Below are 17,613 nucleotides of genomic sequence, written 5' to 3'. Positions count from 1 at the left end.
AAATTAATACTTGCTGGATACACCATACTAAAAAATCTGAACGGATGTACCACAAATGGCCGCTGACTGGACTGACGCGGAGAACGACGCCACCGTCGCGGACTACTTCACGATGCTCGATGCCGACATTGCCGGCCGGCCCTACAGCAAGGCCGATCACAATCGCCGGCTCCGAGCGGTGATCGACCGGCCGCGCGGCGCCATCGAGTTCAAGCACCAGAACATCAGCGCGGTCCTGGTGGGCCTCGGGAAGCCATGGATTCCCGGGTACAAGCCAGCGTCCAACTACCAGATGTCGCTCGAACCCGCGGTGGTGCGATGGCTGGAACGACATCCGAAATGGCTTATGCCGACAGCCCCGGACATGACGGTCGAGTTCCAGTCCTTGCCGATCAGCGAGAACGACATCCTGCGGATTCTCCCGCCGCCCACGCACAGCAACGCGCCCCCGCTCCCCGAGATTGGCCGGATGGCTGCCATCGCCAGGAAGTACGACGTGGCAGGGCGCGACGCGCGCAACCGGGACCTTGGCGAAGCGGGCGAACAGCGCGTGCTGGCCCACGAAAGGGCCGCCCTGCTCTCGGCTGGCAGGACGGACCTGGTGAACGGGATCCGCTGGGTATCCCACCTCGACGGCGACGGGGCCGGCTATGACATCAGGAGCTTCGACGCCGACGGCCGCAACCGGCTGATCGAGGTGAAGACGACCAACGGCTGGGAGCGCACGCCCTTCCACGTCACGCGCAACGAACTGGCCGTTGCCGACGAACGCCGCGACGAATGGTGCTTGGTGCGGCTCTGGAACTTCGCGCGGGAGCCCAAGGCGTTCGAACTGCGCCCACCACTGGAGGCGCACGTGTCGCTGGTGGCGACCAGCTTCCAAGCAAACTTCCTGTGAAGCTTCTGGGACCGACGCGCTAGAATATCCGACGCACGAAGAAATCGACCCGGTTCACGCCGTGCCAGGCCGGCAGCGGATGAGTTGACGCAGGGAAGACGGGGCTGCCGCGTAGGCCGTCCACATAATTCCTTAGGCTGTCGGCCGCCCTTGATCCCTGCCAGTGCAGGAAGGCCAGCACGAAGAGGCCATGCGTGGCGAGGCCGGCCCCCTGCATGGCCTCCAGCCCGGCGATGTTCCTTTCCCAGTCCCGGACCTGCTGGGCGGGCCTGCTGGACGCCTCCTTCCCGGCCCAGGCGATCTTGACCCCGATCGCGATCCTGTCGTCGCGCCGGACGGCCAGCATGTCGCACCGGGCATCGCTGCCCGCCGGCGACACACCGGCCTGGACCGTCCAGTCGTCCTCGCTCAGCGAACGGTACAGGGCGAACTTGAGCTGCTCCTCGGTCGGTCTCGTATCCCGGTGCCCAACCATGGGAACGAAGCGAAAGTCGCTGACCGCGCGCCCTATGCCGGCCCGGATCGCGTCGACCGGGAGCCCCTGCGCCGCCTCGACGGCGGCGGCCCTGGCGCGGGACGCAGCCTCGATGTGTTCTCGGGCGAGCATTTCGCCGAAAATGCGGGCGAGCTTGCTGATGCTCTCCTCCGCTGCGGCGGCGTCGTAGCCCTCGTCGCAAAGAATAAGGTTCAGACGCGACTCGTCAGCCATGGATCGCCCCCGTGTCGTCGTCGATGTGGCCGTGGCCTAGCCAGTTACAGCGCGGGAACGGGCATGCGGAAGAAGGCCGTCGGTACGTACGCCGTCAGCGCCGTCCGAGCCGATGGGCTTCGCGGGCGATGTACCCAATTTCCGCCTTCGCGGATAACGCCCTCCTCGGGCAGGCGCCACCCTCCTGGCGCTTCGCGCGCCGAAAACAAAACGCAATGAGGCCGGTTACAGACTTCGCCGCGGTCAAGGGAGCAGGGAAGCGCCCCATTTCCAATCAGGCAACCCAAATGTCCCTGCGCCTCCACCGGATCATCGCCGACTACGTCCGCCTTCGGCTTGAACCCATCATGCCGCCGCGGGAGGTCATGGCCCTGCGCGACCACCTGCTGGGGCTGGCGCGGGAAAGGCGCTGGCCGGCCAGGTCGGGCGGCGGCTTCGACTACCAGGCCATCGCCGCGGCGGCCGGCGTCCCTCCTTCCACGCTGCTCGACGCCAGGGCGCAGCTGAAGCCGCTGCTGGACGCCATCGTGCGGGAACTGCCCAGCCCGGCCGTCGCGAAGCCGAAGCGGGCCGTCCGGAAGGTGGCACGCAAGCTGGCCCTGGCCATTCCGAGGGCGAAGCCCTTGGCCGCCCCAACGCAGGAGCCGCCGAGGGCAAAGACGCCGTCCGTGCCGCCGGCCCCGGCCCGGAAGCGCGGGCGGCCGAGGAAGGATGCGCCGGTCGTCGCGCCGGTGGCCAAGGCCCGGCGCCGGGGGCGCCAGCCCGCCCCGGTTGTCCAGTTTCCACCCGCGCTGTGGCCCGAGGCGCGCACCTTCGCCGACTTCCATCGGGAGCTGGACCAGCAGGCCCGGCGGCATGACGACAACAACCATGTGCTCCAACGGGCCCTCGCCGCCGCCGGCGTCGCGGTCAATGTCTCCACGATCCGCAACTGGCGCAGCGGGGTCCGCCATCCCAGGACCGTCCGCAGCATGCAGGCCATCGCGATCCTTGAGCAGCGGTACCGGCTACCTGACGGGCACCTGTCGGGCCGCCTGCCCCATCCTGCCCGCGCCATCGCCGGCAACAACGTCCATGGGATCACCAACGCCGAGCACCGACGGCTGGCCTGGCACCTGCCCGACGACTTCACCACCCGGCCCCCAAAGGAACGGGAGGAGATCCTGCGATGGGTGCGGGAGGTGGTCGTGCGCGGGTCCACCGCCTACAGGGCGTACCAGGCCGCCGCCATGAAGACGCCCTTCGCCCTCCGGCTGCCCCATGCCGGCGCCTTGGTGGATGCACGCTGGAAAGACCAGGGAGGCCGGCGTTCGGAAAGTCCGAGGTTCGACGTCGCCACCATGGCCGACGAAGAGCTGGACCGCGAGATCGCCGGCCTGGTCGGGTTCAAGAGCGCCACCCTGACGCCCTTCGGGTACCAGCGGTCCGGTGCCTGGGGCCGGGAGATGGCCTTGCAGCAGATCGAGCACCTGGGCCTGATGTTCGGGGCGCTGGCCGCTCCCGCCGCCGGGCCGGTCCGCGGCCTCGGCGCCGACAAGGGGAGCCTGTGCTTGGCGCTGCTCGCCTTTCCCCAGACCTGGGGCTGGTACGTGGACTGGCGGGAGCGCCGTCGCGGCTTCTACACCAGCTGGGAGAGTGGCGCGCTGTCGGTGGCGGCGGCATTGACCCGCCCCGAGACCGGATGGCTGTGGCAGAACCCCGGTCTGGCCCAGCGCCTTCAGCCTGTCCCGGGCCTGCTGGCCCAGGACGACATCGACAGGGCCCTGGCCGACTGGCGGGCCGCGTGCCAGGCCGCGCACCGGTACGCCGTCAGCCGGGGCAAGGAGGTGAAGCGGGTGGCCAAGGTCCACCGCGACCCGTTCGAGCCGATCCTGCCGGTGCTGGAGGCGGATAGTCCGTTGACTGAATACAAGAAGATCGCCGACGAGATCGTCCGGCTCATGCCGAGGGCCGACCGCTATCCCGTGGCTGCGGCCGAGGCGACGCGGGCGCTTTTGATGGTCCGCCTGGGCCTGCACCTGGGCGTGAGGCAGAAGAACCTGCGCCAGCTGCTCTGGAAGCCCAGGGGCGCCATGCCCTCCACGGCGCGGCACCTCAGCGACCTCCGCCGGGGCGAACTGCGCTGGAACAGCCGCGACGGCGGCTGGGAGGTCTACATCCCCGTGGAGGCCTTCAAGAACGCCGGCTCCTCATATTTCCGCGGCCAGGCCTTCCACCTCCGCCTGCCGGACCTGCACGGGCTGTACGACCTGATCTCCGGCTACCTGGACCGGCATCGCCTTCTGCTGCTGGGCGCCGCCGCCGATCCGGGCACGTTCTTCGTGAAGACGGCGAAGCGGACCTCGACCGGTGCCGAATACGGTCAGACGACCTTCTACGAGGCCTGGCGCCTGATCATCCAGCGCTACGGGATCTACAACCCCTTCACCAAGCGCGGCGCCATAGAGGGCCTGTTGCCCCACGGCCCGCACAACGTCCGCGACGTACTGGCGACCCATATCCTGAAGAAGACGGGCTCGTACGAGCAGGCCAGCTACGCCATCCAGGATTTGCCGGAGACGGTCCAGGAGCACTATGGGCGGTTCCTGCCCGGGGACAAGGCGGCGCTGGCGGCCAAGGTGCTGAACGAGGTGTGGGAGGCGGCGTGATCGGCCGTGGACGGCACCTTGCGGCGAATAGCGATCCTATTCGCCGCAAACGATGCGGTGATTGTCGTCCTTGCACGTATCGGACTTAGGCGAACCCCAAAGGCTACACCGAGAAGCAGCCATATCTGGGAAGACTAGCAGCCCGAACCTCGCATATGTCAGCGAGCCGCAGAGGGATTAGAAGGGGCCAAAAGCGGCGCCTAATATTATCAATAACTTAGCTGAATGCATAAACGTTATCGTGTCAGATTGGCATACCATAGCCCTTCTAGGGAAAAGATATGCCACCATCGACAGCTGCCATTTCAAAAGGGTGGTGATCCCGCTGGGACTCGAACCCAGGACCCCATGATTAAAAGTCACGTGCTCTACCGGCTGAGCTACGGGATCGCCCCTTGAAGTGGCGCGCACCATAGGCGGGTGAAACGGCCACGTCAACACAGGTCATGTGGCATTGCACCCTTGCGGAACGCAGGGGTGCCACCGCCATCGTCAGGTGGGGCCGGCCTTGCGTTCCGCTTCGAAACGGGCAGCCAGGCTGGCTGCGACGCGCGGGCTGACGAACTGGCTGATATCGCCGCCCAGACGCCCGATCTCCTTCACGAAGCGCGAGGAGATGAACTGGTGGCGATCGGACGCCATCAGGAACACCGTATCGACGGCGGGGTTCAGCCGCGCGTTCATGCCGGCCATCTGGAATTCATATTCGAAATCCGAAACCGCGCGCAGGCCGCGAATGATGACGCTCGCCCCGCAATCAACGGCGAACTTCATGAGCAACTGGTCGAAGGGGCGCACCTCCACGCTGCAGCCCTGCTGGCTGAGCGTGGCCAGTTCGCCGGCCACCAGCGCCACGCGCTCCGCCGTGCTGTAAAGCGGACCCTTGCCCGCATTGCTGGCCACACCCACGATCAGATGATCAACCATCCGCACCGCGCGCTGGATAATGTCGAAATGGCCGTTGGTGATCGGGTCGAACGTGCCCGGATATACACCGATACGCGATGCCACCATGTTGGAAATCCTCTCCCCTTACCCCCAGCAGGACCGGCTCCATCGCCCGGACCCTGTTTTAGCCGCCGGAGATCGATCGTCCCCGGCGGTCCGTCCCCCGGTGCCGGTCAGCCGGCGGCACCATCGGCATCGGCTGCCCCGGCTTCGGCTCCCCCCTCGCCGGCACCGTCATCCTCCAGCCGGGCCACGGACACCACCTTTTCCTCCCCCGCCAGGCGGAACAGGGTGACGCCCTTGCTTTTGCGGCCCGTCAGCCGGATGTCATGCACGGGCATGCGGATGACCTGGCCGCTGTCGCTGACCATCATCACCTGGTCGGTCTCATGAATGGGGAACACGGCAGCGATCGCCTTGTTGCGGTCACCCATGTCCATGTTCCAGATGCCCTGGCCGCCGCGGCCCGTCAGCCGGTATTCATAGGCCGAGCTGCGCTTGCCAAAGCCCTGCTCCGACACGGTCAGGATGATCTCTTCCCGCGCCTGCATCTCCGCAAACTGTTCCGGCGACAGGGCGGCCTCTCCGGCCACGGGCTCGGCATCGACATCAACCGAATCGTCCGCCTCCTCGCCCAGGGCGCGGCGCAATTCGCGGGCCTGCTTCAGATAGGCCGCCCGCTCCTCCATCGTATAGTCGGTGTGATGCAGGATCGACATGCCGATCACACCATCGCCCTTGGCCAGACGGATGCCGCGCACGCCGGTGGAAGTGCGGCCGCTGAACACGCGCACCTCGGTCACGGGGAAGCGGATGCAGCGGCCCAGGCGGGTGGCCAGCAGCACATCATCCTGATCGGTGCAGGTCCGCACGGCGATCAGGGTCTCCCCCTCTTCCTCCAGCTTCATGGCGATAAGGCCGTTGGCGCGGATATTCTGGAAATCCGACAGCTTGTTGCGCCGGATGCCCCCGCCGGACGTGGCGAACACGATCTCCAGATCGCCCCAGGTCGCCTCATCCTCCGGCATCGGCATGACGGTGGAAATGGTCTCTCCGTCCGTCAAGGGCAGCAGATTGACCAGCGCCTTGCCGCGGGTCTGCGGCGTGCCCTGCGGCAGGCGCCAGACCTTGAGCTTGTGGACGATGCCGCGGCTGGTGAAGAACAGCATGGGCGTATGGGTATTGGCCACGAACAGGTCGGAGACATTGTCCTCCGCCTTCAGGCTCATGCCCGACCGTCCCTTGCCGCCACGCGCCTGGGCGCGATAGGTGGAAACCGGCACGCGCTTGATATAGCCGCCCTGGGTGACGATGACGACCATGTCCTCGCGCTGGATCAGGTCCTCGATATCGGACTCGAACTCCGATTCCTCGATCAGGGTGCGGCGCGGCGTGGCAAAGCGGGCCTTCATCTCGCCCAGTTCGTTGCGGATGATGTCCAGCAACAGCGCACGATCGGCCAGCACAGCCAGGAAATGCCGGATCTGGTCGGTGACGCCGGTCAATTCCTCGCCGATCTTGTCACGCTCCAGCCCGGTCAGCCGGTGCAGGCGCAGATCCAGGATGGCGCGGGCCTGCGCTTCCGATACGCGGTAGGTTCCGGTTTCCGACAGGCCGCGGCCCGGCTCGTCGATCAGCGCGATCAGCGGGGCGACGTCGGCCGCCGGCCAGTCGCGGGCCATCATCTGCTCACGCGCAGTCTGCGGGTCGGGCGCGTTGCGGATCAGCGCGATCATCTCGTCCAGGTTGGCGACCGCGACGGCCAGACCGACCAGGATATGGGCGCGTTCGCGCGCCTTGCCCAGTTCGAACTCTGTCCGGCGGGTCACAACCTGTTCGCGGAAGCGGACAAAGGCCGCGATGATGGCCTTCAGGTCCATCAGTTCCGGCCGGCCGCCATTCAGGGCCAGGGCGTTGACGCCGAAGCTGGTCTGCAGCGCGGTGTGCCGGAAAAGCTGGGCCAGGACGACATCGGCCACGGCATCGCGCTTCAGTTCGATCACGACCCGCACACCGTCGCGGTCCGACTCGTCCCGGACGTCGCTGATCCCCTCGACCAGCTTCTCGGTCACGCATTCGGCGATGCGCTCCAGAAGCTTGCCCTTGTTCACCTGATAGGGGATCTCGGTGGCGACGATGGCCCAGCGATCCTTGCGGATCTCCTCCACATCCGTCTTGGCGCGCATGATCACGCTGCCACGGCCGGTATGGAAGGCCGAGCGGATGCCCGAGCGGCCGAGGATCACGGCACCGGTGGGGAAGTCCGGACCCGGCACGATCTCGATCAGTTCATCGATCGAGATGTCCGGATTGTCGATATAGGCTAGGCAGGCATCCACCACCTCACCCAGATTGTGCGGGGGAATGTTGGTCGCCATGCCGACGGCGATGCCGCCGGCCCCGTTGATCAGCAGGTTCGGGAACTTGGCCGGCAGAACCGTCGGCTCTTCCTCCGACTCGTCGTAGTTCGCCTGGAAATCGACCGTTTCCTTGTCGATGTCATCCAGCATGAACTCCGCCACCTTGGCCAGGCGCGCCTCGGTGTAGCGCATGGCCGCCGCGGCATCGCCGTCCATCGACCCGTAATTGCCCTGGCCGTCGATCAGCGGCAGGCGCATGGAAAAATCCTGCGCCAGGCGGACCATGGCATCATAGATCGCGCTGTCGCCATGCGGATGGTATTTACCCATCACGTCACCGACGATACGCGCCGACTTCTTGTAAGGCTTGGTACTGTCGTACCCGCCTTCCTTCATGGCGAAGAGGATGCGGCGATGCACGGGCTTCAGGCCGTCGCGCACATCGGGAAGCGCCCGGCTGACGATCACGCTCATCGCGTAATCGAGATAGGAGCGCCGCATCTCATCTTCGATGGTGATGGGCGAGATATTGGACGGCAGAGCGGGTGTGGATGTCACCGAGCGGAACTCGTCATTACGGGGCGGACAGAAACGGCCGGGGTGACCGGCCGCTTGGCGCCCCTTGTAGCATCATTCGCGGGTGCGAACAATCAATGGGGGCGGGACCCCGCCCCACCTGCCCCGATCCCCTGCCGCGACAGCCACCAGAACCGCACGGACAGGAAAGTGACCGACACGAAGCTGGCGACGAAGATGCCCTGGTACAGGCCCAGCACGCCCTGGCCGAAGCGAAAGGCCAGCAGATACGCGACCGGCATCATGATGGCATAGTAGGAGCAGAAATGCAGGATGGTCGGCACCCAGGTGTCGTTACGGCCGCGCAAGGCATGGGCCATGACGACCTGCCCGCCATCGGCCACCAGCAGCCAGGCCGTCAGCGCGATCAACGGCGCGGCCAGGGCGGTCACGGTGGCATCGTGCGTGAACTGGCCCGCTATCTCCCCCGGATAATGCAGGAACAGCACACCGACCAGTGCAAGGCAGACCGTTGACACACCCAGCCCCGTCCAGCCGGCAAGCCGGGTTTCCCGCGCGTCACCGGCGCCGAAGGCGTTGCCCACCCGTACCGACGTGGCGGATGCAAGACCCAGGGCACACATGAAGGGCAAGGCGGTCAGGTTCAGCGCAATGGTATAGGCGCCCATGGCTGCGGCCCCCAGCCAGCCGGCGAACAGCCCCAGCCCCGCGAAGGCCGACCCCTCCAGCCCGTTGGAAAGGCCCGCGGCATAGCCGACCTTGCGCTGTTCGGCGGCGTGGCGCCACCACCCGGCGAAACCGCCGCGGATGCCCCATTCCACCCGCCTCGGATGCCACCAGACATAGGCGACCAGACCAATCGCGCCCAGCCAGCGGAGCACCGTGGTCGACCATGCCGCCCCCTGCGCGCCCATGGCCGGGAAGCCCCAATTGCCCCAGACCAGCAGCCAGTTCAGCCCCACATTCAGCACATTGCCGATCAGCATGGCGACCATGCCGGGCAGCGGCCGCTTCATCCCTTCCAGATAGAGGCTGGTGGCCAGGTGCAGCGCCGCCGCCGGCATGCCCAGCGCCACCACCCGCATGATGCCGGCACCGCCATGGGCCAGTTCCGGGTCCTGTCCCGTCAGCAGCAGGAAAGCCTCCCCCGTCAAGCAGGCACCGGCGACCGTAAATCCTATCAACAGGGCGTAGGGCAGCGACCGGCGCCAGATGCGGCCGGTCAGATGATCCTCGCCCCGGCCCACGGCCTGCGCGGAAAGGACCAGAACCCCCATCAGCAATCCGATCATTACGCCCAGCATGACGCCGACCGGCATGTTGCCCAGCCCGTAATAGGCCAGTTCCCGGGCATCGTAGCGGCCGACCATCACGGTATCGACCAGCGCCATGGTCATCACCCCGGCCTGGGCGATGATCACAGGAACGGACAGGCGGACCAGCTCCCCGACATGACGGCGGATGCGGCGGAACGCGGTTTCCCGCTTGGGGGCGATAAGGGTCATGATGGGTGCGACGGGAAAGGGCCGGAATCGGGTTTGCAGGGGGCGCGACGATACATCCGATATCGGAAATGTCCAGCCCGGTGATGTCGCCGGAACAATTCAGCCCGCCTGAGGGTTGGATAGGGGTAGAGAACAGATCGAAGGGAGACCCCAGCATGGGCATCGTTCCGCCGCTTCCCGGTTCCACCCCACCCGACGAGACGGAAGTGCCGCCGCCCGGCGAGACGCCGACGCCGCAGCCGGGCGGCCCGCCGGATGAACCGCCGCCGGTTCCCATCCATGATCCCGCGCAGGACCCAAGCCGCAGGCCGCCGCCGCAACACTTGTCCGGGGGCCCATGCGCGCTGGGGGCTTGACGGATGGGCGGGGCCGCGCGAAACCGTGGCCCCATGACCCAGCACGCCCCCATCCACGTCATCGGTGCCGGCATGGCCGGCAGCGAAGCCGCCTGGCAGATCGCTCAGGCCGGCATCCCCGTCATCCTGCACGAGATGCGGCCCGTCCGGAAAACGGACGCGCATCAGACGGATTTCTTCGCGGAATTGGTCTGTTCCAATTCCTTCCGCTCCGACGATGCCGAATACAACGCCGTCGGCCTGCTGCATGAAGAGATGCGGCGGTGCGGATCGTTGATCCTGACGGCAGCCGACACGCACAAGGTGCCTGCCGGCGGTGCGCTGGCCGTGGACCGCGACCATTTCGCCGAGCATGTGACGCAGACCCTGACCAGCCACCCCCTGGTGACCGTTGAACGCGGCGAGGTCGATGGTATTCCGCCCGAGGAGTGGGACAGCACCATCATCGCCACCGGCCCGCTGACCAGCATGAAGCTGGCCGAAGCCATCCGCGCATTCACGGGCGAGGAGCAGTTGAGCTTCTTCGATGCCATCGCGCCCATCGTGCATACCGACAGCATCGACCTGTCCAAGGCATGGTTCCAGTCCCGCTATGACAAGGTCGGGCCGGGGGGCACGGGCGAGGATTACATCAACTGCGCCATGGACAAGGAGCAGTACGAGGCCTTCATCCAGGCGCTGATCGATGGCGAGAAGGGCGATTTCAAGGAATGGGAGAAGAACACCCCCTATTTCGAAGGCTGCCTTCCCATCGAGGTGATGGCCGAGCGCGGCCGGGACACCCTGCGCTACGGCCCCATGAAGCCCGTCGGCCTGACCAACCCGCATGAGGGCAAGCGCCCCTATGCCGTGGTGCAATTGCGCCAGGACAATGCGCTGGGCACGCTCTACAATCTGGTCGGCTTCCAGACCAAGCTGAAATATGCCGAACAGGTTCGGGTGTTCCGCATGATCCCCGGCCTGGAGAATGCGGAGTTCGCGCGGCTGGGCGGCCTGCACCGCAATACCTTCATCAATTCCCCGCGTCTGCTGGACGGGTCCCTGCGCCTGAAGGCCATGCCGCGCCTGCGCTTCGCCGGGCAGATCACGGGCTGCGAGGGATATGTGGAAAGTGCGGCGGTGGGCCTGCTGGCCGGCCGCTTCGCGGCCTGCGACCGGCAGGGATCGCTGCCCGCCCCGCCGCCCCGCACCACGGCGCTGGGCGCCCTGCTGGCCCATATCACGGGCGGGGCGGAAGCAGAGACGTTCCAGCCCATGAACGTCAATTTCGGCCTGTTCCCGCCCGTGACGGAACGCCAGCCCAATGGCAAGGAACTGCACGGCAAGGACCGGAAGAAGGCCTATACCGGCCGCGCGCTGCGCGACCTGACAGGCTGGCTGGATACACCGGCGGCCTGACGCGCGCCGGCCGAATCGCGCCGGCCCTGATCCCCCCGACCTGGATCGTCAGAACACCATCTTCCCGGCCGGAACCGGGAAGATGGTGTGCTTCATCAGGCCTGCAAGGCCTCCACCACCGGCAGGTGACGGAGGCGCTTGCCTGCCAGAACCGACAGGGCATTGGCCACGGCCGGGGCCGTCGGCGGCAGGCCGGGTTCGCCCACGCCACCCAGCGTTTCACCCGACGCGATGAAATGCACATCCACGACGGGCGCCTCGGCATGGCGCATCAGGCGATAGGTGTCGAAATTGCGCTGTTCGGCACGGCCAGCCTGCACCGTCACCGCCTCGTACAACGCTGCCGACAGGCCCATGATCACGCCGCCTTCCATCTGGCTTCTGGCGCCGTCGGGCAACACGACATCGCCGCAATCCAGCACGGCTGTCACCTTGTGGATGCGGGGCGTGCCGCCGTCGAGCGACGCTTCGACCACATGGGCCGACAGCGCACCGAAACTGGCGAAGAAGGCGATGCCATGGGCGTGGCCATCGGGCAGTTTACCGCCCCAGCCCGCCTTTTCCGCCGCCATGTCCAGCACGGCCAGGGCCCGCCGGTCATCACGCAGCAGGTGGCGGCGGAACGCCACCGGGTCCTTGCCGGCCGCCGCCGCCAATTCATCGATGAAACATTCCAGGAAGAAGGCGTTCTGCGTCGCCCCCACGGCACGCCAGGGTGCCGTGGTGACCCGCACGTGCCGGCGCGCCCAATCCAGCCGGAAATTGGGCAACTTATAGCGCAGCGCTGTCAGGTCCTGGACGGAGGAACCATCCAGCTCCCCTTCCTTCAGACCGGCCGGCGTGAACTCCGCACGCATGGACGGGCCGGCGGTGCGAATGGTCATGGCGGTCACCTCGCCCCCGGCATCCAGCGCCGCCGACAGGCGGGCCATCTGCGCCGGACGGTAATAGCCGCGGTCGAACTCGTCCTCCCGCCGCCAGAAGAACTTCACGGGCGTGCCGGCCAGTTCACGGGCCACGATGGCCGTGCCGGGAATACCCTCATCCGTCAGGCGCCGGCCGAAACCGCCCCCCAGCATCAGCGTATTCACCGTCACAGCCGCGTCATCCAGCCCGATGCTGGCCGCCGCGGTGCGGCGGGCACGGTCCTGAACCTGGATGGGGGCCCAAAGCTCCAGCCTTCCATCCTTGAGCAGCCCGGTGCAGCTCCACACCTCCATGGGCGCGTGGCAGATATAGGGAACACCGTAATCGGCCGTCACCACCTTCGCCGCCTTCCTGAAGGCATCGTCGGGATTGCCGGTCGCGGCCGCCTGGATGGCATCGGCGGCACCCAGCCCTTCCCGCATGGCGTCGACCAGGGCCGCACTGGTGATCCCGTCCTGGGGAGAGGGGGCAAGGGTCACCGCCACCGCGTCGGCCCCCTTGATGGCTGCCCAGACGCTGTCCGCAACCACGGCCACCCCGCCGGGGATCCGCACCACCTTGCTGACACCCTTCACCTTCAGGGCCGGCGCCGCGTCGAACGTGGCGATATCCCCATGGAAGACGGGGTTCAGCCGGGCGCAGGCGTAAAGCATGCCCGGCAAGCGGAAATCCATGGAATAGACGGTTTCGCCCGTCACCTTGGGCGGGATATCCAGGCGGGGCACGCCTTTGCCCACATAGCGGCGGGTCGCCGGATCACGCAGCGGCGGATTGTCGGGCGGGGTCAGCATGGCCGCATCGTCTGCCACCTCACCGATCCCCAGGCTGCGGCCGGAAGCGGCATGCGCCAGCCGGCCATTGTCCAGGGTGATACCCGCCGGATCGACCTGCCAGCGGTTGGCCGCGGCCTGGATCAGAAGGGCGCGGGCCTGGGCCGCCCCCTTGCGCAGATGGTCGTTCCAGCGCCGCACGCCCCAGCTTCCGCCCGAACTCATGGCCCCGCCGAAGCGGTAGGCATCGGCGGGAATGGCGGTCTGGACGCCGACATCGGCGATATCGACACCGATTTCATCGGCGATGATAGCGGCGTGGGCCGTCTGGCTGCCCTGCCCCATTTCCGTGGTGGGGGAGATGATGACGATCTTGCCGTCCTTCATGACGACGACATGCGCCGTCAACATGCCTTCGCGGGCGTTGGCCCCCGCCGCATCGCGGCCCAACGCCGGATAGGGCGGCGGCGCGGTCTGAGCCGGCACCGGCAGCGGAAGCGACACGGCAACGGCAAGGCCGCCAAGACCGGCCAGAATGGCACGGCGGGACAGGGCGGCGTGGATGATGTCATGGTGTGGCAGGCTGTCCATGGTCATGTCCTTTCCCGTCAGGCGATGCCGGCGGCGCGCTTGATCGCCGTCTTGATGCGCGGATAGGTGCCACAGCGGCAAAGATTGCCATCCATCGCGGCATCGATCTCCGCATCGCTGGGCTTCGGTGTCTCGGCCAGCAATGCGGCGGCCGACATGATCTGCCCGGACTGGCAATAGCCGCATTGCGGCACCTGCTGTTCGATCCAGGCCTTCTGCACGGGATGGTCGCCGCCCAGCCCCTCGATCGTCGTGATGGTCGAACCGGCCACCGCCTCCAGCGGCAGGACACAGGCGCGCGTTGCCACACCGTCCACATGCACCGTGCAGGCCCCGCACTGCGCCACGCCGCAACCATATTTCGTGCCCGTCAGCCCGGCGATATCCCGGATCGCCCACAGCAGCGGCATGTCCGGATCGGCATCCAGCCGGTGCATCTTGCCGTTGATGGTCAGTTCGATCATGTCACGCATCCTTCCGCCAAGGAATTGATTATCCACAAGATAGGGTGACCGGTATCATACCGCGCCCCCGTTTTTGTTTCTGTTCGGTAAATAGGAATGTCAAAAGATGTCAGCCGGCTGACTGCCGGATACTGGACACCGTCACGTTATATTCTATTGAATATTTCGACATGAACCGGACAGGCGCGCCGAAACGCGGCAAGCCTGCTGGCCTGCCACCGCGATCAGAAGAATTCCAGCCGCACGGCGAACATCTTCTCCACCTTCTTCACCTGCCCCACCTCGGCCAGGATGATGACGCGGTCGTTCGGCTTGATGACAGTGCTGGGCCGGGGGATGATCACCTTGCCGTCACGCACGATGGCGCCGACAATGATGCCGTGCGGCATCCGGATGTCCTTCAGCGGCAGGTTCACCAGGGTGGAGGTTTCCAGCGCCTCGGCCTCGATCACCTCGGCGAAATTCTCCCGCAGGCTGTGGACGGCCTTGATGCGGCCCCGCCGCACATGCTGGAGGATGGAGGAAACGGTGATGGAACGGGGGCTGACCACCGCATCGATGCCCAGCGGCAGCACCAGCGGCTGATAGGTCGTCTTGTTGATCAGCGTGATGGCCCGCTGGCAACCATGGCGCTTGGCCAGCAGGCTGGCCAGAATGTTGCCCTCGTCGCTGTTGGACACGGCGACGACCGTCTCGCTGGCGCCGACATTGGCTTCTTCCAGGATGGCGGGGTCCAGGCCGTCGCCATGCAGCACCATGGTGCGTTTCAGCTTCTGCGCCACATGGGTGGCCCGGCGGCGGTCCACCTCGATGATGCGGACCGACACACCGGGCTGGTTCTGCTCGATCTCCTCCGCCAGGCAGAGCCCGATATTGCCGCCGCCTACGATGATCACCCGCCGCGCCTGCCGCTCCTCATGCCCGAAGGCGGCCATGGCGCGGGCGACATGGTTGGTATCGGCGACGAAATAGACCTCATCACCCGCCAGCATCTGGTCGTTGCCGTCGGGGATGAACTGCCGGTCGCCACGGATGATGGCCACCACCTCGATCGCCAGGTCGGGGAACAGGCCGGTAAGCTGGCGCAGGGGCGTGTTGATGATAGGACAATTCTGGGTGCAGACCACCCCGATCACGCGCACCAGCCCATCGGCCAGCGGGATCATGTCGAAGGCGCCCGGCACCTGCAGGCGACGCGACACCGCGCGCGCAACCTCGATCTCCGGCGAGATGATGACATCGATCGGCATGTGTTCGCGCGCGAACAGATCGGCCCAGATGGGCTGAAGATAGGATTGGTGGCGGACACGCGCGATCTTGGTCGGGACGCTGAACAGGCTGTTGGCGACCTGACAGGCCACCATGTTCACCTCATCCGCCAGCGTCACGGCGATCAGCATGTCGGCATCGGCCGCCCCAGCCGCCTCCAGCACGTTGGGGTGCGAGGCGAAACCCACCATGGCCTGGACATCCAGCGTGTCGCTGATCTTCTGGATCAGTTCCGGCGACTGGTCGATGACCGTCACATGGTTGCCCTCGGAGGCGAGGTACTTGGCAATGTTGGAGCCGACCTGCCCGGCACCGCAGACGATGACTTTCATGGGAATACGGACCTGATCCGGCAGCCACGGGCATCGGGCGGCCGATGGGCAACCGGTGCCCGGTCCATGCCGCCCGGTCTGTTCTGCCGCGTCCATCTTCCCAGATCAATAGCGGAATGGTCACGCTGCCAGGGCAAAGGCCTTCGGCGGAACCCGCCAGGGGTGGAACCTCATGATCATAAATGAGATTATCTGCATGATAAGGCGCTTTTTATTCTTTAACAGTCATATAACTTTTATAATTGAAAGCGCACTAAATTGTGTATTTAATCCCGCCGATACACGGACGGGAGGAAAGCCATCATGCATGTACGGATGGGTACGGCCTTGCTGGCGCTGGCGATGCTGGCAGGATGCGCGACGCGGAGCCCGGACAGCGGCGGGGCACCGCAGCACGTCGCAACGCTCAGCCCGGCCCAGCTTTATGCCGCTTCCCTGAATGCCGTGGCCGTGCCGGGTCCCGATGACATCGGTCCCGGATTGCTGCGGATCACCCCCGACAATCCCGACCTTGTCTGGCGCGACACACCGGCCGGCCGACAGGTGCTGGTTGCCTCCACCATGTCGCAGGCGGCCTATGAGAAATATTACCAGGGCAAGACGACCGGCGGGCCCAACGGCTGGGGCCAGATTTGGGTGACCGCCGTGCCACAGCTTCGCCGGTTCTGTTCGGCAGCCCCCGGTGATGGCGCGGTGAAAACGCAGCGGGTTGTACAATGGCTGGGCCTGAACCCCGACGTGCCCTATGCCCAGGTGGTGGAGATGTGGATCGCCGCCGACAGGCTGGTCCGCCCCTGCCCCGTCACCGACATCACGGCCGCCACCTGCGGCTTGGACACGGCGGACCAGTGGGGCCCCCCGGCCGTGCCCGGCACGGCCAGCCGCCCCGTCTGCACTATCGGCGATGCCGCATGCCTGGAGAATCAGAGTTACTGGGACTGGTTTTCCAGCAACATGCGGCTCAACCTGAAGGAAGGGGGCGCACCCTGGACACGGCTGGGCTACACGTTCGATTGGAAGCCAAAGGAAAATGGCGGTTTTGAACAGTATGGCGCCAGCGAATTCGTCATGAAGCCGGGCGCGACTTACGAGATCAGTACAGCCTATAGCCTGGCCGAATACTGCGCCACCCCCGGATCATAGAGAGCACCTTCAATCCCCCAGCCGCCAGTCGGCCGGTGCCGGCCGTCGGTCGCCTGCCATGAACCGGCCGCCATAGGGTGCCAGGCAGAGATCGACCAGGGCCAGCACCTCTCCTGCGTCCTGCTGGGCGAACAGTTCCTTGAACGCATGTTCGAAGGTGGCCGCCAGCATCGGGTCCAGGCGCAGCAAGGCCTTGGCCAGGCCCTTGCCGGTACCTGTCCACGCCCCGGCCGCGCGGACGGTGAAATCCGCCAGCTCGATATAGAGGCGGGCACCAATGGCCAGTTGTTCCGCCGCGTTGCGCGGCTGGGCCAAATCCGCCGCCAGATCGGATATGGAATAGCGGCGGGTGCGCAATTCCTCCTCCGTCAGAAGGGGTGGGCCACCATCCAGTACGGACTGCGCCTGTCGCTTCAGTTCCTCGATCAAGGCGGGATCACCGGCGATGGGCAGGCCATTGGCCACCATGCGGGCCAGTGAAGGCTTGCCCAGCCGGCGGTCGGCGTCCCAGAAATAGGCCAGCGTGTCGGGGTCGTGCAGGAACAATTCCACGGCCACGCCCTGCCGGTCGTGGGTTTCCCGGACAGCGGCCGGCAGGTGATGATAGATCAGCACCGCGTCGATGTCCGACCCCGGTCCCGCCGTTCCCCGCGCCACCGACCCGGCCAGAAAGGCGGCGATGATATCGGGCTGGTCGGTCCATTCGCGCAGGATGGCGTCGGCCAGATCGATGGTAGGGGTGATGGCGGTCATGTCTG

Annotated in this window: 12 protein-coding genes and 1 tRNA gene; 4 read left to right on the top strand and 9 right to left on the bottom strand. The window is 66.2% G+C overall.

Features of this window, described 5'->3' with window-relative positions; all coding sequences use genetic code 11:
• The first annotated feature begins 55 nt into the window (after nt 1-55).
• Complete coding sequence (locus tag ABC728_RS21605) at nt 56-898, top strand: DUF3883 domain-containing protein (protein WP_416617365.1); 843 nt, start codon at nt 56-58, stop codon at nt 896-898.
• Nucleotides 899-917: 19 nt separating this feature from the next.
• On the opposite strand, the gene ABC728_RS21600 is transcribed toward ABC728_RS21605, so the two are convergent.
• Nucleotides 918-1,607 carry a hypothetical protein gene (locus tag ABC728_RS21600; RefSeq protein WP_416617366.1) on the bottom strand — a complete coding sequence of 230 codons (690 nt, stop codon included), beginning with the start codon at nt 1,605-1,607 and terminating at the stop codon, nt 918-920.
• Between the two features lie 287 nt (nt 1,608-1,894).
• Between ABC728_RS21600 and ABC728_RS21595 the strand changes: the two genes are divergently transcribed.
• On the top strand, nt 1,895-4,255 hold the full coding sequence (locus tag ABC728_RS21595; protein ID WP_445376492.1) for a hypothetical protein: 2,361 nt from the start codon (nt 1,895-1,897) through the stop codon (nt 4,253-4,255).
• Nucleotides 4,256-4,569: 314 nt separating this feature from the next.
• Here ABC728_RS21595 and ABC728_RS21590 read toward each other — a convergent pair.
• The 4 genes from ABC728_RS21590 to ABC728_RS21575 form a co-directional block, all read right to left on the bottom strand.
• A tRNA-Lys gene (locus ABC728_RS21590) sits at nt 4,570-4,645 on the bottom strand.
• 102 nt (nt 4,646-4,747) lie between these two features.
• Nucleotides 4,748-5,269 carry a pantetheine-phosphate adenylyltransferase gene (gene coaD, locus ABC728_RS21585; protein WP_416617368.1) on the bottom strand — a complete coding sequence of 174 codons (522 nt, stop codon included), beginning with the start codon at nt 5,267-5,269 and terminating at the stop codon, nt 4,748-4,750.
• Between the two features lie 107 nt (nt 5,270-5,376).
• On the bottom strand, nt 5,377-8,064 hold the full coding sequence (gene gyrA / locus ABC728_RS21580; RefSeq protein WP_416617628.1) for a DNA gyrase subunit A: 2,688 nt from the start codon (nt 8,062-8,064) through the stop codon (nt 5,377-5,379).
• Between the two features lie 149 nt (nt 8,065-8,213).
• Nucleotides 8,214-9,605 carry an MATE family efflux transporter gene (locus ABC728_RS21575; protein ID WP_416617369.1) on the bottom strand — a complete coding sequence of 464 codons (1,392 nt, stop codon included), beginning with the start codon at nt 9,603-9,605 and terminating at the stop codon, nt 8,214-8,216.
• Nucleotides 9,606-9,994: 389 nt separating this feature from the next.
• Between ABC728_RS21575 and trmFO the strand changes: the two genes are divergently transcribed.
• On the top strand, nt 9,995-11,359 hold the full coding sequence (gene trmFO, locus ABC728_RS21570; protein WP_416617370.1) for a methylenetetrahydrofolate--tRNA-(uracil(54)-C(5))-methyltransferase (FADH(2)-oxidizing) TrmFO: 1,365 nt from the start codon (nt 9,995-9,997) through the stop codon (nt 11,357-11,359).
• 95 nt (nt 11,360-11,454) lie between these two features.
• On the opposite strand, the gene ABC728_RS21565 is transcribed toward trmFO, so the two are convergent.
• The 3 genes from ABC728_RS21565 to trkA form a co-directional block, all read right to left on the bottom strand.
• Complete coding sequence (locus ABC728_RS21565) at nt 11,455-13,653, bottom strand: xanthine dehydrogenase family protein molybdopterin-binding subunit (RefSeq protein WP_416617371.1); 2,199 nt, start codon at nt 13,651-13,653, stop codon at nt 11,455-11,457.
• 11 nt (nt 13,654-13,664) lie between these two features.
• Entirely contained in the window at nt 13,665-14,111 is a 447-nt protein-coding gene (locus ABC728_RS21560; RefSeq protein WP_416617372.1) for a (2Fe-2S)-binding protein, read from the bottom strand.
• Nucleotides 14,112-14,335: 224 nt separating this feature from the next.
• Complete coding sequence (trkA, locus tag ABC728_RS21555) at nt 14,336-15,712, bottom strand: Trk system potassium transporter TrkA (protein WP_416617373.1); 1,377 nt, start codon at nt 15,710-15,712, stop codon at nt 14,336-14,338.
• A gap of 303 nt (nt 15,713-16,015) precedes the next feature.
• Here trkA and ABC728_RS21550 point away from each other — a divergent pair, with 303 nt between their 5' ends.
• Nucleotides 16,016-16,855, top strand: coding sequence for a hypothetical protein (locus ABC728_RS21550; RefSeq protein ID WP_416617374.1), 840 nt, complete (start codon nt 16,016-16,018; stop codon nt 16,853-16,855).
• 9 nt (nt 16,856-16,864) lie between these two features.
• Here ABC728_RS21550 and ABC728_RS21545 read toward each other — a convergent pair whose 3' ends face one another.
• Nucleotides 16,865-17,608: a nucleotidyltransferase domain-containing protein gene (locus ABC728_RS21545; protein ID WP_416617375.1), complete on the bottom strand. Its 744-nt coding sequence runs from the start codon at nt 17,606-17,608 to the stop codon at nt 16,865-16,867.
• Nucleotides 17,609-17,613 lie beyond the last annotated feature (5 nt).

It is taken from the genome of Niveispirillum fermenti, assembly GCF_052474395.1.
This window is presented reverse-complemented; position numbering and strand designations above follow the sequence as displayed.

Excerpts from the sequence above, each read along its gene's own strand:
- ABC728_RS21605 (WP_416617365.1), top strand. The coding sequence starts at position 56 with ATGGCCGCTGACTGGACTGACGCGGAGAACGACGCCACCGTCGCGGAC.
- ABC728_RS21600 (WP_416617366.1), bottom strand. The coding sequence starts at position 1,607 with ATGGCTGACGAGTCGCGTCTGAACCTTATTCTTTGCGACGAGGGCTAC.
- ABC728_RS21595 (WP_445376492.1), top strand. The coding sequence starts at position 1,895 with ATGTCCCTGCGCCTCCACCGGATCATCGCCGACTACGTCCGCCTTCGG.
- coaD (WP_416617368.1), bottom strand. The coding sequence starts at position 5,269 with ATGGTGGCATCGCGTATCGGTGTATATCCGGGCACGTTCGACCCGATC.
- gyrA (WP_416617628.1), bottom strand. The coding sequence starts at position 8,064 with ATGCGGCGCTCCTATCTCGATTACGCGATGAGCGTGATCGTCAGCCGG.
- ABC728_RS21575 (WP_416617369.1), bottom strand. The coding sequence starts at position 9,605 with ATGACCCTTATCGCCCCCAAGCGGGAAACCGCGTTCCGCCGCATCCGC.
- trmFO (WP_416617370.1), top strand. The coding sequence starts at position 9,995 with ATGACCCAGCACGCCCCCATCCACGTCATCGGTGCCGGCATGGCCGGC.
- ABC728_RS21565 (WP_416617371.1), bottom strand. The coding sequence starts at position 13,653 with ATGACCATGGACAGCCTGCCACACCATGACATCATCCACGCCGCCCTG.
- ABC728_RS21560 (WP_416617372.1), bottom strand. The coding sequence starts at position 14,111 with ATGATCGAACTGACCATCAACGGCAAGATGCACCGGCTGGATGCCGAT.
- trkA (WP_416617373.1), bottom strand. The coding sequence starts at position 15,712 with ATGAAAGTCATCGTCTGCGGTGCCGGGCAGGTCGGCTCCAACATTGCC.
- ABC728_RS21550 (WP_416617374.1), top strand. The coding sequence starts at position 16,016 with ATGCATGTACGGATGGGTACGGCCTTGCTGGCGCTGGCGATGCTGGCA.
- ABC728_RS21545 (WP_416617375.1), bottom strand. The coding sequence starts at position 17,608 with ATGACCGCCATCACCCCTACCATCGATCTGGCCGACGCCATCCTGCGC.